The 15,912-nt window shown below is 69.5% G+C and carries 16 protein-coding genes; 6 read left to right on the top strand and 10 right to left on the bottom strand.

Annotated features, from left to right (window positions below; genetic code table 11):
• Nucleotide 1: 1 nt before the first annotated feature.
• The 9 genes from ACWDV4_RS13900 to ACWDV4_RS13860 all read right to left on the bottom strand — a co-directional run bounded on the left by ACWDV4_RS13900 (nucleotide 2) and on the right by ACWDV4_RS13860 (nucleotide 10,793).
• A complete protein-coding gene (locus ACWDV4_RS13900) occupies nucleotides 2-523 on the bottom strand; it encodes a hypothetical protein (protein WP_449978095.1) in 522 nt (173 codons plus the stop codon).
• A gap of 142 nt (nucleotides 524-665) precedes the next feature.
• Nucleotides 666-2,447, bottom strand: coding sequence for an NACHT domain-containing protein (locus tag ACWDV4_RS13895; RefSeq protein WP_449978093.1), 1,782 nt, complete (start codon nucleotides 2,445-2,447; stop codon nucleotides 666-668).
• A 1-nt stretch (nucleotide 2,448) separates the two neighbouring features.
• Nucleotides 2,449-3,942, bottom strand: a complete 1,494-nt coding sequence (locus tag ACWDV4_RS13890; RefSeq protein ID WP_449978091.1) for a VWA domain-containing protein — start codon at nucleotides 3,940-3,942, stop codon at nucleotides 2,449-2,451.
• A 75-nt stretch (nucleotides 3,943-4,017) separates the two neighbouring features.
• On the bottom strand, nucleotides 4,018-6,327 hold the full coding sequence (locus ACWDV4_RS13885; RefSeq protein ID WP_449978088.1) for a tetratricopeptide repeat protein: 2,310 nt from the start codon (nucleotides 6,325-6,327) through the stop codon (nucleotides 4,018-4,020).
• Nucleotides 6,324-7,514 (bottom strand): hypothetical protein, encoded by a 1,191-nt coding sequence (locus ACWDV4_RS13880; RefSeq protein WP_449978085.1) that lies wholly within the window; start codon nucleotides 7,512-7,514, stop codon nucleotides 6,324-6,326. The genes ACWDV4_RS13885 and ACWDV4_RS13880 overlap by 4 nt, the downstream gene beginning before the upstream one ends.
• 8 nt (nucleotides 7,515-7,522) lie before the next feature.
• Entirely contained in the window at nucleotides 7,523-8,563 is a 1,041-nt protein-coding gene (locus ACWDV4_RS13875) for a transporter substrate-binding domain-containing protein (protein ID WP_449978082.1), read from the bottom strand.
• Nucleotides 8,560-9,852, bottom strand: coding sequence for a hypothetical protein (locus ACWDV4_RS13870; RefSeq protein WP_449978080.1), 1,293 nt, complete (start codon nucleotides 9,850-9,852; stop codon nucleotides 8,560-8,562). The genes ACWDV4_RS13875 and ACWDV4_RS13870 overlap by 4 nt, the downstream gene beginning before the upstream one ends.
• 130 nt (nucleotides 9,853-9,982) lie before the next feature.
• Entirely contained in the window at nucleotides 9,983-10,114 is a 132-nt protein-coding gene (locus ACWDV4_RS13865) for a hypothetical protein (protein WP_449978078.1), read from the bottom strand.
• A gap of 175 nt (nucleotides 10,115-10,289) precedes the next feature.
• Nucleotides 10,290-10,793, bottom strand: coding sequence for a hypothetical protein (locus tag ACWDV4_RS13860; protein WP_449978076.1), 504 nt, complete (start codon nucleotides 10,791-10,793; stop codon nucleotides 10,290-10,292).
• Between the two features lie 295 nt (nucleotides 10,794-11,088).
• Here ACWDV4_RS13860 and ACWDV4_RS13855 point away from each other — a divergent pair, with 295 nt between their 5' ends.
• The 4 genes from ACWDV4_RS13855 (at nucleotide 11,089) to ACWDV4_RS13840 (ending at nucleotide 13,703) form a co-directional block, all read left to right on the top strand.
• Nucleotides 11,089-11,463 carry a VOC family protein gene (locus ACWDV4_RS13855; RefSeq protein WP_449978075.1) on the top strand — a complete coding sequence of 125 codons (375 nt, stop codon included), beginning with the start codon at nucleotides 11,089-11,091 and terminating at the stop codon, nucleotides 11,461-11,463.
• Between the two features lie 44 nt (nucleotides 11,464-11,507).
• A complete protein-coding gene (locus ACWDV4_RS13850; RefSeq protein ID WP_449978226.1) occupies nucleotides 11,508-12,308 on the top strand; it encodes an MOSC domain-containing protein in 801 nt (266 codons plus the stop codon).
• 45 nt (nucleotides 12,309-12,353) lie between these two features.
• Nucleotides 12,354-13,193: an aldo/keto reductase gene (locus ACWDV4_RS13845; protein ID WP_449978072.1), complete on the top strand. Its 840-nt coding sequence runs from the start codon at nucleotides 12,354-12,356 to the stop codon at nucleotides 13,191-13,193.
• 90 nt (nucleotides 13,194-13,283) lie between these two features.
• Nucleotides 13,284-13,703, top strand: coding sequence for a VOC family protein (locus tag ACWDV4_RS13840; RefSeq protein WP_449978069.1), 420 nt, complete (start codon nucleotides 13,284-13,286; stop codon nucleotides 13,701-13,703).
• Nucleotides 13,704-13,795: 92 nt separating this feature from the next.
• Here ACWDV4_RS13840 and ACWDV4_RS13835 read toward each other — a convergent pair whose 3' ends face one another.
• Nucleotides 13,796-14,269 (bottom strand): GNAT family N-acetyltransferase, encoded by a 474-nt coding sequence (locus tag ACWDV4_RS13835; protein ID WP_449978067.1) that lies wholly within the window; start codon nucleotides 14,267-14,269, stop codon nucleotides 13,796-13,798.
• Here ACWDV4_RS13835 and ACWDV4_RS13830 point away from each other — a divergent pair.
• Both ACWDV4_RS13830 and ACWDV4_RS13825 read left to right on the top strand, forming a co-directional pair.
• Entirely contained in the window at nucleotides 14,174-14,911 is a 738-nt protein-coding gene (locus tag ACWDV4_RS13830) for a hypothetical protein (RefSeq protein ID WP_449978065.1), read from the top strand. The genes ACWDV4_RS13835 and ACWDV4_RS13830 overlap by 96 nt on opposite strands.
• A gap of 10 nt (nucleotides 14,912-14,921) precedes the next feature.
• Nucleotides 14,922-15,821, top strand: a complete 900-nt coding sequence (locus ACWDV4_RS13825) for a WD40 repeat domain-containing protein (RefSeq protein ID WP_449978062.1) — start codon at nucleotides 14,922-14,924, stop codon at nucleotides 15,819-15,821.
• Nucleotides 15,822-15,912 lie beyond the last annotated feature (91 nt).

The raw sequence follows: 15,912 nt of genomic DNA, 5'->3' as shown, positions 1-15,912 counted from the left end.
GTCAGGCCGACAGCGGGAAGCCGTACCGCGCCGCGTGGTCAGGGTCGGCTGGATCGATCTGCCGAAGTCCCTCGTCGGCGAGCCGCTTGTTGATCTCCTCCAGTTGGTCGCGGACGAGAAGCGCCTCCTCCTCGGTGACCTTGCCCCGGTGCGGCTTGCCCGCGTGCTCCAACGTGGCGTAGTCGACCTTCTCGGCGCTCTTCCGGCTGCCCTTCGGCGGCCGGATCCGCTCGGCGGTCCGCAGCAACTGGGCCATCGGCACGTCCGTGGCCAGAGCGTCGAACTCGCCGGCGGTCAGCGTCACTCGGCGCGGCTCGCCGCCGCCGTGCCGGTCGTGGATCTCCACGACCGCGACGTCCAGGGCCGCGTCGTCGATGCTCTCGATTTCAATGGGCCGGGCGTCCAACTGCACGGGACCGGCGACCAGGTCCGGATGCTCCAGGACGACCACCCGGACCACCTCGTCGTCCGGCTGGAGGACCATACCGCTGAAGTCGGAGACGTGAACGGTCTTTCTACCCATGCTTGGAACTTCTCCTGTCGAGTGGTGCTGGCAGGGCCAGGTGACGAAGTTACCCGACAGGTGTGCGAATGCCGGGTGTAGGGCCACGGCGCCCGGCGGGTGGGCGTGTCGTCGCCCGGCGGTGCGACATTCCGGTCATCGATCACCCCGTCGGGTGGTCGGCGGTTCCCGGACGTTGACGCAGTGCCGGCACCGCGATGAACGTGCTGGCGGCTCCACGTACCCGTCGTGGCCAGCGGGAATCGGTGGCGATGTGGTAGATGGCCTGGCGTAGCGACGGGGTGGTGACGAGGGCGCCGAGTACCGACAGGCATTCGGCGGCGACCCGTCCGCTGCCTTCGTACCAGGTGCGCAGCAGTGCGGCGAGGACCTCGTCACGGACCTCCGGGCCGACCGGGGTGCCGGCGGCCAGCAGGTGGCCCACGGCCAGCACCCGGTCATCAGGGCCGTCGGCCAATCGGCGGAGGAACGGCTCGGTCTCCAGACCGGCGCGCGCGAGCACGAAACCCGCCATGCCCCGGGTGGCAGGATCGGCCATCAGCGTCAGCCACCGCTCCTCGTGCCAGGACCGGGCCAGCGGACCGGCCGCCAGGTATTCCGCGACCCCGTGGGCGACCGGCTCGACATCGACCCCCAGAGGGGTGAACAAACCGGTGCCGACCAGCAACGCGGCGATCCGGTTGGGCCAGTCCGGAAGCAGACCGGTCGGAGCCGCGGGTGCGTGCCGGTCGATCCACGACACCGCCTCGGGGACCGCCCGGCCGGTCCGCAGATATCCCTCGGCAGCCGCCTCGAACACCTCACCGACATGCTCCGCCAGCCAGTCGGCGATGGTCGTCCCCGGGCCAGCGCGGTGACGCAGCGCCTCGACCAACGTGTCGACCGCGGCGTCTGCCCCGGCGACCAGGTGGGTGACGAATCGGTCCAGAAACTCGGCCCGGCCCGGCGGGAGCGGGGGCAACTCGGCCCCGTCCGGTACGGGCCCGGAGCGCCGCTCCCAGGTCAGGGCGGCGAGGGTGACCAGCAGCGGGTGGTACGCCAGCTCGTCCAGCCGCGCCTGGGCCAGGTCGGCGCGGAACCGCTCGCCGGCAGTTGCCGCTCGGGTCGGGTCCGGGATGCGGGCGGTGAACCAGCGTCGGGCGAAGCTCGCCAGGTCGTCCTCGTCGAACGGCAACAGTCGGTGCTCGGCGAAGCGGTCGCGCAGCGCGGTGCTCTCCTCCTCGGCCAGGGGGCGGGTGGTGAGCAGCAGACGGTAGGGATGGTCGGTCCGGCCCGCCCACTCCCGGAGCTGACCGAGGACCCGGGACCGGACGTTGCTGTCGGTGATCTGGTCGAGCCCGTCGACCAGCACCAACCAGCGTGCGTGCGGGGCGGGGCGCTGGACGAGCAGCCACTGCGGCAGCTCGGACCGGTACGTCCTGGCGATCGCCTCGGGCAGCGATCGGCCGATCAGGGCGGTCGCTGGGATGGTCACCCCCACCTCGGCAACCTTCCGACCATGGGCGCGGGTACGGCCAGCCCAGCTTCGGGCCCGCTCCGTCAAGGCATGCCCGACGAAAGCGGTCTTGCCGCTGCCGGCCGTACCGATCAGCAGCACATGCCGGTCGGTGTGGAGTAACCGGTCCGCTGCGACCGGTGTGGCCACGCTTCCGGCGGCAGGGGGCGGGCTCCCGTCGCCACCGTCGCCGAGGATGCGCTGCGGCACGTAGACCACGGCCAACGGGGAGACGTTGCCGTCGAGGAACCGGTGGGCGTGCGCGAGTACTCCACTGCGCTGGGTGGAGAGCAGGCTGCGTACCGGTGCGGCTGCCTCGGACCGGCTCTCCCGGTGGCGTCGCCAGGCGGCGATGCCACCGATCGCGGCGAGGAGCAGCGCGAGTGAGGTACCGATGATCGACGCGATGCTGTCGGCCTCACTCAACATTTCATCGCCCACCGGTGCCCGTGACGAAGTCGTAGCCGCACCGCTCACAGAAGCGGCCCCGGCGCCGAGTCTGGCACCGGGGGCAGGCCTCGTCGGGGGGCGGTGGGTCCGACTCGGCCTGGGCCGGCACTCCCGCCTCGGGTCCGACGGCCACCGGGCCAGCCGTACCCCAGGCCTGGGTGTGGTGACCGGTCACCGTCGGTACCTGCCAGTGCCCGGCGTCCACGTCCGGTCGGAGTCGGACCAGCCCGGCGGCGGCGTCCTTGATCTCCACCACGCGGGCGAAGACGGCGAGCTTGTCGTGGGCACCCGCCTGGTACGCCAGCGCCACCGCTCGGCCCATCAGCGTCTCCGCCTCGGCCAGCCGACGCCGGTCGAATGCTTCCCAGGCCGCCCGGATCGCCCCCGCCAGTTCGTGTTGCCGGGTGTAGTGGGCGACGGTGGGGTTGATTCCGGTGTAGCGGGCGATGTCCTCGGTCCATTCCACCGCCACGGCCGACTGCCCCACCTCCTCGACCCCGCCGTCGGTGCCCGGGCCGGGCACCAGCAGGCTCAGCCAGCCCACCCGCCTCGTCTCCCCGGCGGCCATCGGCTGCACGGACAGGCCAATGTGATAGTCGCGGTGCCCGTCACCCCAGGCTCCGATCGGATATTCGATGGTCTGTTCGTCCACCCGTTCGCCGAGTTCGGTGAGGTCGGCGATGGTGGGATGCACCTGCTTGACGAACCGCACCGTGGCCAGCGCCGAGGTGCGAACCCGGAGCCGTACGTCACCCACCCGCTGGCTCATCGCCGCCGAGATGATGTCGGTGAACTCACCGGCGAGGCGGTCGAGATCCTCCACCGGCACCACCGGGTTCGCCCCGAGCGCGTCGGCGATGCGCAGCAGTTCCGTGCCTCGCCAGGTGTCCACCCCGGGCCGGTCGGAGATGGCCCGGCAGTCGGTGGTGAACCGGCCGGCGCTGGCGGCCAGCGCCGCCTCCAACTCGGACAGCGGTTCGCTCTCGTTCTTTCCGTCGGTCAGCAGGATGGCGTGCCGGATGGCTCCGGCCTGCCCGGTGAAGATCCGGTCGGCGAGGCGGAGCCAGGTGCTCATCGCCGTTCCGCCGCCCGCACCGATCCGCCGTAGCGCCTCCTTGGCGGCAGCGCGCCGCCGATCGGTGGCGGGGACCAGGCTGGGCTCACCCGGATAGATCATCTCGGCCCGGTGGGTACCGGCGACCACCGCGAAGAGGACGCCGTCCCGGAGCGCATCGATCGCCGCTGCCGCAGCCCTACGTGCCTGGAACAGTTTGGTCGCCGGGGCACCCATCGACCCGGAACAGTCCAACAGGATCACCTCGGCCAGCCGTGGTGCGGCCGCCGGCGCGGGGGCGTCCGCCTCCGCCTCCGTCCGGGTACTGCGTACGGTGGCGACGATGTCCACCAGGCTGCCCTCGGTCGGTAGGTACATCTCGTAGTGCGAGGTTATGTCGAAGCTTGGGCGGGTCTCCACCGGCCTGCCTCCCGGGTCGTCGGGTACGGTCACCGCGTTGTCGTCGAGGGTGTCGAAGGTCCGTTGACTTCGCTCTCACGTCCAGGTCCAGGGGCGTACCGCATTCGCCCGATCGACCAGCGCGACCCGGTCCCGGCGGCGCATGCTCTGTCGGGCCAGCGAGCGGTAGGCCCGCTCCAGTCGCAGGCGCAGCGCCGACTCGTCGAGTGCGACCCCGAACACCTGGCCGGAGGATCCGCGTTGCCGGGGGAGCCGCCAGGCCAACGCGGCCTCCAGCACCTCCGCCGTCAACGAATCCCGGGTGGACCCGGTCACCGGCAGGCCCTCGACCGTTGCCGCAGCGTCGACCAGGTCTGCCTCCGACGGACCGGCCGCCGGTTCGGTGCTGAGCAGGACGCGTACCTTGGCGATCTGCGCCGGCACCCGGTGACTGGCGGTCTCCGGCACCTGTTCCAGGGCGGCGGTGGCACCCCGCCGGTCGCCCTGATCCAGCCGGGTCCGAGCCAGACCGAAGACGGCACTGATCGAGGCGCGGTTGGTGGCCCAGACCGCCGCATAATGGCGGGCTGCGGTGGCCGTGTCACCGGTAAGTTCGGTGGCGGCGGCGAGGCCGAGCCGAGCGGAGAGCTCGCCGGGGACCAACCCGTACACGGTGTCGAACTCGTCCCGGGCGGCGGCGATCTCATTGCTGGCGAGGGCGACCAGCCCCCGGTGCCAGCTCAACCGCCAGTCCCGGTCGTCGCCATCGTCCCGGGATGCGGCCTCGGCGAGCGTCTCGGCGGCGGCTTCGGGATGCCCGGCCTCCAAATGCGCCCGCACCAGCCGCAACAGCACGTCCCGAGTGCGTTCCGGAGCCCGGCTCAGCAGCGCGATCAGCTCCGCCGGCCGGACGGCACCGATCGAGCCGAGGAAGCCGGCGCCCGGGTCGGCCAGGTCCACCAGCGGCGCGGGCAGCGTGGTGGCGATCGTCGTCGCCGCCACCGGCTCGGTGAGGTCCTCGTGCGCGCCGAACGGCCGAGGTGGCAGCCCGAACAGGCTCGACGCCTCCGGCGGAGGCTCCTCGCCCCGCTCGGCCAGCACCTGCCGCAGGACGCCGCGCACCTGGGCACGCATCGTGGCGGCACTGTCGAAACGTCGGGCCGGGTCCGGGTCGGTGGCCCGGACCAGCAACCGACGGTACGACTCGTGTTCGACCAGCAGTTGCGGTGGGGATTCCAGGAACTGGCCGTCAGGGAACCGGCTGACGAACTGGCCGGTGTTCGCGGCGAGGCTGAGGGCGGCGAGGGTACGACCCACCGTGTACAGGTCGGATTGCACCGACGCGGCCCGAGCGCCCTGGTCGCGGATCTCCGGGGCCTCGAACCCTCGAGTGCCCAGCATGGGACTGTCCAGGTCACCGGCGCGCCGGGCGGCTCCCAGGTCCAGCAGTTTGAGTCGGTGACCAACGTGCATGGCGTTGTCCGGCTTGAGATCGCAGTAGAGCCAGCCCTGTTCGTGCAGGTGCTCGAAGGCGTCCAGGATGGCCAGCCCGTAGCCGAGCACCTGCTCCAGCGGCAGCGGGCCGGAGACTCCCCACCCGGGGGGCCGGGGGCGCATCTCGTCCAACGAGCGGCCGCCGACGAACTCCATCACGATGTACGGCGTACCGTCGGCCGCGTCCGGGCGGACGAAGTCGTAGATCTTGACGATGTTGGGGTGGTCCAGGGCGATCAGTGCCTTGCGTTCCCCGACGAAGGCCTCGGCCGAGGCAGCGTCCTCGGCGGCCCGCTGGCGCTTGAGCACCCGCCAGCTGCCGTCCATGTCCTCGTCCCGCGCGGCGAAGATCCAGCCCATGCCGCCGTAACCGATGCAGCCCTGGATCACGTAGCGCTGCTTGATGACATCACCCTCGTGCAGCGGCGGGACGAACGAGAACGGGGTGCCGCAGCGGGGACAGAAGCCTTCGGCGAGCCCCGCGTCGGTCCCCTCGGTACGCCCCACCGGCCGCCGGCAGGTCGACTTGCCACAGAGCCGGGCCGGCTCCGGTACGGCGTGGTCGACGCGGATCGCGGTCATCGGGTCGCGCGGCGGCACCACCGGCATCTGCACCAGCCCGAACCAGAGGCGGGTGGCGACTTGCCCTGCCGACCCGATTCCCCCGCCCATGCCGGCCATCGTTCCCAGCCCAGCCCAACCCGTGCCACCACTGCCGGTGCCACTGCCGGTGCCGCCGCTGGAGCCAGTACCCCTGGCACCCGGCCCGCTGCCGCCTGGACCGGAGCCGTTGCTGCCCGGATCCGAGTCGCCGCTGTCCCCGCTCAGGCCACGGCACTGGTGTCCCCATTTGAGACAGAATCCGTCCGGGTCGACGGCACCCGGGCAGTCCCGGGCGAGACAGGTCGTCACGGCTGTGCCTCCTCGTTCACCGCACTCTGGTAGCGCCAGACCGCCTGGTCCGCTGCGGACGCGTCCAGTGGATCGGCGCGCAGCAGTCGCCGGGCCTCGTCGTAGAGGTCGGTCAGCATCAGGTCCTCGGATCGGCCGAGGCTGATCGCCTTGTGTCGGAATGCCTCCAGCCGGCCCCGAAGTTCGACCCGGAACTCGGCCAGCCGCCGCCGGTGCGCCACCGCCGTGTCCCGGGTGCGCTCCGCGAGCACCGTCGCGCTGGCCACCTCGGCACCGAGCTGCGGGGCGGCCTCCGGTTCGCCGGCCGCGTCCCACCATTCGTCCTGCCGGCAGCGCTGCTCAAGGCGCCGGAGCCGAGCCCGGAGCGTGCCGGCCCGAGGTTCGGGTGCGCCGACGGCCGCCTCCCCGGGCACGGCGGCCAAGCCCCGCCAGGCCAGCCGCGCCTCGGTTTCGTGAGCGTCGAGCCGGCCGATCAGCATGCGGAGTTCGTCGACGGCGTCGGGTAGTTGGTGGCGTAGCTGCTCGGCCCGGCCGATCCGGGCCGCCACCTCGGTGATCCGGCCGTCGAGTCGGTCCCGTTGGGCCTGCCAGGACGCACCCTCGGCAGCACCCAACGGATCACGGTCGGCGCCGGCCCGCAACAGGTCCAGCTCCGCCCGTAGCTCGGTCAGTACGGCGGTCGGCATGCGCACGGCTCCCGCCGGACCGTCCAGGTTGGCGAGCCGTTCGGCGAGCGAGGCGAGGCGGTCGACCGCTGCCCTCCGGGCCGCATCGACCGCCGTGGTGACTGCCAGCACTGCCGAGTGATTTTCGCCCGCTGCGGCGATCACCTCCGGCAATGGCTGCCGGACCACCTCCGCGGGAGCCCCGGTCGCCGAAATGAGCACCACCTCGCATGGGCCGCGCAACATCCGGGTCAACTCGACGCGATCCGCCGGCTGGCGCTGCCGTACCAGGGCGGCCCGATCGAGCAGTTGCGTAGCGGCGGCCAGTTGGGCGGCCAGTTCGTTGATCCGCCACTGGACGTCCTGCCAGACCCGTGCGGTCTCCCCGATGGCCTCATGCCGGTCGACGTGGCGGTAGCCGTCATCGTCGGGGACGACCAGCGCCTCGGCCAGCCGCGCGCATTCGGCCCGCAGCCGGTCCAACTCCGTGCCGGGGTCCTCGTGCTCCAGAGGTTCGCTCATCGGCGGGCTCACAGACCTGGCGGCCAGACCGGGTTGGGACCGTACCGGGCGGGTGGCGGTCCGTTGTCCGGATGCTCGGGCAGCCACGTACGGTGCATCTCCTCCCACCGCCCGTTGTCCCGCAGCTTTTGCAGTACGTGGTTGACGAACTTGACGAAGGTGGTGTCCTGCTGTCGGAAGGCGATGGCATGTGGCTCATCGCTGAACCAGGTGCATGCCGATTTCGGCTCCACGTGCCAGTCGCAGGAGGTGTCGCCGGCCGGCCGGGTCGGCGGTGGTTTGGTGACCAGCCGGGTGGACGGGTCGAGGTCCTGCAGTCCAAGCAGTACGTTGTGGTCGGTGGAGATCGCCTCCACCTGTCTCTGCTGGAGCATGACCAGGCAGTCGGTCCAGTTCGGCACCGACACCGGTACCGGCTTTTCCGGCCGGTCGATCAGGTGACCGATCGAGGTGGTGCCGGTGGCCGCGCATACCGGCTTGCCGCCCAGGTCACCGATTCCCTGGTACGGCGAGTCGCCTCGGACCAGCACGGTCTGCCCCGAGTCGAGGTAGTCGGTGGAGAAGGCGACCTCGGTGGCGCGTTCACAGGTGGCGGTCATCGAGTCGGCGACGATGTCCACGGTGCCGTCCCGGAGCCGTTCCTGCCGTTCGGCGGAGGTGACGACAACGAAGCGGATGGTGTCCCGGGGGTCCCGGTCGGGGAAGAGTTCCTTGGCGATCTCGCGGAGCAGGTCGATGTCGAAGCCCTTGAATTCGCCGGTCGCCGGATCGCGGTGGGTCATCCGGGTCATCGTCTGGTCCACTCCGGCCCGGATGTAGCCCTGCTCGACGAACTTCTGCGGCCGGGCCGGATCGGCGGCCAGGCTCTGTCGCGCGTCGCACTCCGGCACGTTCCGGGGCACCCGAGGCGAGGCGGGCTGCTGTGCCCCGACCGGGCGGGGGGAGGCCACCGGTGGTGGCTGGTACGCGTTGCCGCAGCCGGCGGTGCTGACCAGTGTCGCGACGAACAGTCCGGCGGCGACCCGATGGCGGGCCGGAATGATCCTCACTGGTACTCCCTCACTCGTGTCCAGATGCCCACGGCCACACCCACTGTCGCGATCAGGCACAGCACCAGTACGACCGACCCCATCGAGTCGGGCGCGGACGGCGTACGGGCCAGCTCCCGGTAGATGGCGTCACCACGTTCGTCGATTTTGCGGGTCAGCTCGGCGTCGTACGCCTCGAAGGCCGTGGCCACACTGCCCTGGGGTAGTGCGGCGGTGACCGCGAGCGCGTGCTCGCCGACGAGTTCCCGCTCGTGGACGTCGTTGTTCTGGGCGGTGCACCAGGCGTTGATCAGCCGGGTCATCGCGGCGAGGTCCGGTTCGTCGGTACCGGTACATCCGGCGTTCTCCTGGAACCGTCGTTGCATCTCCGCCATGCTGAACTGGTTGCTGTTGCCGCCCAGCCGGAGGTTGTCGTCGGCGCGGGCTTGGAGCGCGCTTCGTTGGATCCGGATCAGTTCCCAGTGTTCGTCGAGCTGCTCGCCCGCCACCGACAGCCGCTCGTCGGCCTGCGGCCAGTGTCGCCATGACCCGACCAACCAGCCCACTGTCCCGATCAGTGCGACGGTGGCCAGGGCGAGTCCGGGACTGATCCGACGTTTGGTGCGGTTACGTAACCAGCGCTGGCTCCACCACAGCGCACCGAGGGCCGCCAGGGCGATGCCGATCGACCCGGCCAGCGCCAGTTGACCGCCCCGGCGGGCCTCGCGCAGTCGACTCGTCTCCTCGCCCCAGAGCCGCTCCGCCGCCGGTAGCAGGATGTTGCGCAGATAGCCGGAGGCCTGACGAAGATAGGCGGCACCGAGCAGGGCGCGTTTCGGCTCGGTGCGCGGCTCACTGGCCAGGCCCTGTGCCTTCTCGATGAGGCCGACGTAGACCGGTAGTTGGTTGGCGATCCGGGCCAGGCTCGCCGATCGGTCGGGGTCCGCGCCGACGTAGCCGGCGGATTCGCCGAGCAGTCGGCGTACCTCGGACAACGCCCGCTGGTAACGCCCGTCCAGTTCACCTCGCTGGCCGGAGTCGGGTGGGGCGAGGAACCGACCGGTCGCGGCCGCGTCCGCCTCGGCCAGCGACCGGTAGAGAGCCTGCGCGTTGGCGCTCATCCGCGCAGCGCTGGTCACCATCTCTCGACCGGCGTTGACCGACGCGCTCGTCGCCAACCCGGAGATGATCGCCGTGACCGCGAAGGCCAGCACCAGGGCCAGCCCGATCAGCAGCATCCGGCTGGGCGTGGGGGCCAGCGCGAGACGCAGTCGCCCGAGTCGGCGGTACGGGGACTGGTGAATATTCACGCACGCAATGCTACTGAGCGGAAGCGACCAGTCAGGGGCCCGCGACACGCCTCCGACCGGCTATTTTGAAGCGCGGTTCGGTGCGCTTCGGAAAGTGGCGTGGTGCAGCCATGTCGGACGGTCCGACTGATCAACGAGCCGAGCGATCACCGCCCCGTGCGGCTTTCTTCTTCTCGGCCCGCCGACGCTGCCGGGAGGTCAACTGCTTGCGGCCGGACTGCTTCAGGTAGTTGTCGTTCCGGCGTTCATCGCTGATGGGCATGGCAGCGCCTTTCGTTTCGAGCCGGGCGGCATCGCGCCGGCCGCAGTGAGCGGCGTGGTCTACCCGAATCGGAACAAGCCACACATTCCGTAGCTGCCGAGGAGTATCGATGTGGACGTGCCTGCTGGACCTTGATATGGAAGTGGGGATCGATAACGGCGTAGGTCGATTTTGATCATTTTCGCCGGGACCATTTGATGATCATCCGCCAGATGGCGCTCGACTGTGCCGCCCTTGGTCGCTGACGTCTACGGCCGGCCGGATGGCAGGGCTCCACGGGCTCGCCAAATGGCTCGATGGATGCATCCCAACCGTTCCAGCCCTGCTGAGTGATCTGCCCATGAGCGTAGGTGTAGGACCAGCGGGAACCGTCTTCGCCCTTAATGTGGACGACTCCCGAGCGAACGAAGGGCGCAATCGCGACGTAGAAGGCCGTAGCCTGATCCGACCACTTGGGGTCTCCCGCATCGTCGTAACCAAACTCGATCCAGTCGCCATCGCGGCTGATGAAGGCTGCCGCCGCCTCCGCGATTTCGGCCAGGGTCTCGCTTGCAGCAGGCTCATCTGGGGCGAACCAACCAGGCGGTTCGGCCATGGCGGCCTTGGCGGCGGCGACGGCAGCGGCGTCGTCGGACTGCGGAAGGTGCAGGCGGCCCGAGGGTTCTACGAGGTATCCCACGGTCGCCATCCTATTGGCGATCACTCATACCAAGGGCGTTGCCTGCAAGGGCTTTACGTCAATATCCGGGGCCGCCTGCTTTAGGTAGATCAACCGCGTCGGCCCAATCGACGCATCCGCGATGCTGAGATCGCGTCACTGAGCGGAAGTGACCAGTCGGGGATCCGCGATGCGCCTCGACCGGCTATTTCCGAGCGCGGTACGACGGCGGCCGTGTCCGCTAAACATCGAGGTGTGGAATCCGGGACCGACGGCGGTGCGGATCGCGTTTGATCACCATCGCTAGGATCGCCAGATGATCATTCGTCATGTGACCATCGACTGTGCCGATCCCTATGAACTTGCGCAGTTCTGGAGCAAGGTGACCGGGTGGCCGGTGTCCGATGAGGATGAGCCGGGCGAGCCAGAGGTCCTCGTCGAAGCCCCGTCGCCGGTGCCGGGCCTGCTGTTCATCCGGGTTCCGGAGGGCAAGGCAGTGAAGAACCGGATTCACTTCGACTGGGTGCCGACCGAGCGGAGCCGCGACGAAGAGGTGGAGCGGCTCGTCGCTCTCGGGGCAAAGGTGTACGAGGACCATCGCGCACCCGACGGGCGTGGCTGGGTGACGCTGCTCGACCCCGAGGGGAACGAGTTCTGTATCGAGCGGAGCGAGGCAGAACGCACCCGTTGATCGATACCCAGTGCGGGGGTTGAGTACGGACGCCGGTTGTCGAGATCCACCGTTATCCGGTGAAGAGTGCGCAGGGCGAGACCCTTGAGGTGGCAGACGTCGAACCCGGAGGGCTGCGCGGTGACCGTACCTGGGCATGTCTGGATGCCGTGGACGGGACGGTGGGTAGCGCCAAACACCCCGGGCGGTGGGGACGGCTGCTCGACGTCGGTACGAATCTGCGCGATGACGCGGACGGGCCGGATCTGATGCTGCGAGTCGCGGGGAGTGAAGTGCGCGCTGGCACCGCCGAGGCGGACGCCGTGCTGAGCGCTCACCTGGGCCGTCCGGTGCGGCTGAGTCGGCAACTGCCGCCCGACGCCAAACTCCACCGGCAGTTGCCCGATGAGGTCGGCCTGGTGCCTGAATGGATGCACGATGCCCGTCCCGGGCAGGAAACCCTCACTGCGGTCGGGAACGCGCAGCTCGACGGCCGGTTCGTCGACTTTGGCGCCATCCACATCGTGACCACCGGCGCGCTGTCCCTCCTGGGCCAGCAACTGGGGCGTACGGAGGTGACGGCCGCACGGTTCCGTCCCAATCTGGTCATCGACGCCGCGCACGACCCAGAACCCGGTCAGGAACTGCGCATGGGTGATGTCGTACTCCGGGTGGTAGTGCCGACGCCGCGCTGCGTGGTACCGGGACTTGGCCACGGACAACTCCCCGCCGACCGCCTGCTACTCAGCGCCCTGGCCAAGCATCATCGCGTCTCCGTACCCGGACTTGGCCGCGCTGCCTGCTTCGGGATCTATGCCGAGGTCGTGCGACCAGGTCGTCTTCGACTCGGCGAACGAGTTCGCTGACAAGACTGTTAGCGTTGCCCCCCGAGCGAGGGGGCGCGGCCACATATGACGACGAATACGTTCCGAATCGGTGGGGATCTGGAGGTAGGGCGGCTCGGGTTCGGAGCCATGCACCTGCCGACCGAGCCGGGGCCGGCGCGTGAGTCCTCCCTCGCGGTCGCCCGGCGGGCCGTCGAGCTGGGGGTCACGCTGATCGACACCGCCCACCTGTACGGCGGGGGAGCCAACGAGGAACTCCTCGCCGAGGCCCTGTACCCGTACCCGGAGGGGTTGCTCGTCACCACCAAGGTCGGAGTTGCCCGATCGGGGCCGGACGGCGAGTGGCGACTCGATGGGCGGCCGGCGGTCCTGCGCGCTCAGGTGGAGCAGGCCCTGCGCCGGCTGCGTGTGGAGCGGATCGAGCTGCTCCAACTACACCGCATCGATCCGGAAACCCCGCTCGCCGAACAGCTCGGTACGCTGCGCGACCTGCAGACAGAAGGCAAGATCGGCCGAATCGGACTGTCCGAGATCACCGTCACCGAACTCGATCAGGCACGAAAGATCATCGACGTGGCGAGCGTGCAGAACCGCTACAACGTGCTCGACCGTGAGCACGAGCCTGTGCTCGCAGCCTGCGAGGCGGCGGGGATCGCCTTCCTGCCCTGGCGGCCGGTCGCAGCGGGGACGTCGGGGGCCAGGGCCGAGATCGCGGCGGTGGCAGCTGAGCTAGGCGCGACCGCTACCCAGGTCACGCTTGCCTGGCTACTGTGCCGCTCGCCAGTAGTGCTCCCGATCCCGGGCACCGCCCGGATCGCGCATCTGGAGGAGAACGTCGCTGCGGCCAATCTCCACCTGACCCCGGCACACCGCGACCGCCTCGATCGGCTGACCGAGCTGGCATAGCTTCCACCCATCCGTTCTCCGCCGGTTTTGTCGGTGCTGACGGATATCTTGGTGCCTCGTTAGAGGAGTGGAGAGCGGAACGGAGTACCAATGTCCTTGTCTGTCGGGACGCTCGTCATCAGCCTGCCCATCGCTGATCGGCGGCGGGCGATGGCCTTCTATCGCGATGCCTTCGGGTTCGACCCCGTCGGCGAGCCGGCCGAGGACGGTGTGCCCGAGCCGTTGCAGTATCAACTCAACGATCGGACACTGCTGATGCTCATCCCCACCGGAGGATTCGGCTGGGTCCTCGGCGACCGTGCGGTCGCGCCAACCGGTGTCAGCGAGTGCATCCTGAGCACGACCGTCGCCACCGAGCGGGAGGTCATCGAGGTGATCGAACGCGTCAGGCGCTGCGGCGGCGATGTGGTCACCGAGCCCTCGCCCCAGCCGTGGGGTTACTCGGGCCTCTGTGCCGACCTGGACGGTCACGTCTGGCAGGTCACCGTTGAATTATCGACGTCTTCCTGACCAACGAGCCTGCCCAGGTACCAAGTTGGTGACGTTGTGTAGTTATCGCGCGGTGAACCACCTGGCCATCGAGGCGCTGAATTCCGCCCCCGTCATTCCGGGTGGTCGGCTATCAGTTGGTACATGACGTGGTCCTGCCACTGACCGGCGATGTGGGGGAGGGTGCCGGCCTCGATCCGATGTAGGCCCAGTTGTTCGAAGGCCACCCGGACGATGTCGCGGGCCCCTACCGTGGCGACGCCCCAACCGTTGGCGGCAGCGCCTGCCCAGTAGCCCAGGTGGCACGACTGGAACGGACGGATGGCTTCCCACTGTTCGTCGACAGTAGAGGGTCGGTCGCAGCCGAAATCCGTTGTCGGTAGCTTGGGTATCAGGAAGGGTTTCGAGTATGGCCAGCCCTTTCGATCTCGACGTAGCACGTCCGCCCGGTCAATCCTGTGGTGCGGGCTCGCGCGGGCAATAGGACGATCGTGGCGATCACTGTCGAGCCGTTGCACGCCCGGCCCCGACCGCAGGAGCAGCTGACCCGGCTGTTGACCGACGGTTGGCCGGAGTTCATCTTCCATGATCGGGAGACGGACCGGTATCTCGGACGGGTCCGAGGGCTCTTCCGCGACCTCGAACTCGTTCTACTCGACAACGGGGAGGTCGTCGCGGCGGGCTGGGCGGTGCCGTTGCGGTGGAATGGCCGGGTCGAAGACCTGCCCGCTGGCTACACCGACTGCCTGGTTCGTGCGCTTGCCGCGTACGACGCTGGCGATGACCGCCCCGACACCCTGGCGATCCTTGCCGCCCAGGTCCGGCTCGACCGCAGAGGCGAAGGCCTGGCCGGCATACTCCTGACCGCCTTTCGGCAGTTGGCCGAAGACGCCGGAGCAGTGCACGTCATCTGCCCAATTCGCCCCACCCACAAGGCCCGCTATCCGCTGACCCCGATCGAGCGGTACGTCGAGTGGACCCGGCCCGATGGTGCACCGCTGGATCCATGGGTCCGGACCCACTGGCGGCTCGGTGCCCGGGTGTTGGCACCGGCTCCCCGGTCACAGGTGATCACCGGAACCGTCGCCGAGTGGCAGACCTGGACCGACCTGGTCTTCCCCGACTCCGGCGACTATGTCATCCCCGATGGTCTGAGTGTCCTGCACATCGACCGGGAAGCGGACCGGGGCGTCTACGTCGAGCCGAACGTGTGGCTTCAGCACCGTTGATGCGACCGCCATGTCATCGGGGTTTGTCCGGCCAACTGCCCGGGCCACCGACGCGTCGCCGGGTCCGGTCGCGATGGTGTTCGGTGGCCGTAACACCCGCAACAATATCGACGAGGGTCGCATCGCGATGATTGCCGCTGACGGGGACCGGTATCGCATTCTCGATCCCTTCACCTATGAGCCACCCGGGAAGCTGGCGGTGCTCTCACCGAACGGGCGATACCTGTACCGAGGTGGCGAGTTGCTTGATCTCACCACCGGCCAGCCGGGGGCAGCGGTGCCGGGTGTGGTCCGTGCCTGGTCCGCCGACGGGAAGCGGCTGGTATACGGCACCGCCGACGAGGTGTCGGGCCAGGCCGGAATCCACCTGGTCGCCGTCTGGGACTTCGCCAACGGTCGGATTTTGAGTCGGTGGACGGTCCCCGGCGAATCCGTCCCGTTCGGGTACGGCGCGGCACTGTCCCCCGATGGCCGTCGGCTCGCGCTACAGGTCGGACGCGAGCTGCGCATCTACCGGGTCGGGGAGGAGCAGCCGGAGCGGACGATTCCATTGGGTGCGTCCCGGCTGGGTGGTGCGGCGGCCTGGACACCCGACGGGCGCGGCTTGGTCATCGCCCGTCGGGAGACCTGCACCGAATGCCCGGTGTCCTGGTATACCCGGCAATGGCGGTTGGAACTCCTCGATCCGGAAACCGGAAAGCCGGTGCTCGGTCACGCTTTCCCGACACTGCCATCGGTCGCCTCGATCACCGTCCTCGGTTGGCGCACCCCCACCGAACCGGTCGTGCAGCTCCACGACCCGGCACCGGGCGCTCGGGACGACGACGACACTGAGTTCACCGTGTTTCCCGACCCAGGGCCGTATACCGGCCGCATCGTCGTGCTCGACACCAAGCGCGCAGGGCAGTAGCCGTTACTGAGCCTTCCCGAGGGCACGGAGGATGTGGCGATCGCGGCGAACTACCTGGCGCTGCCGATCAGGGAGGCCGGCCCGGCCTCCT

This window comes from Micromonospora sp. NPDC003197, assembly GCF_053590565.1.
This window is presented reverse-complemented; position numbering and strand designations above follow the sequence as displayed.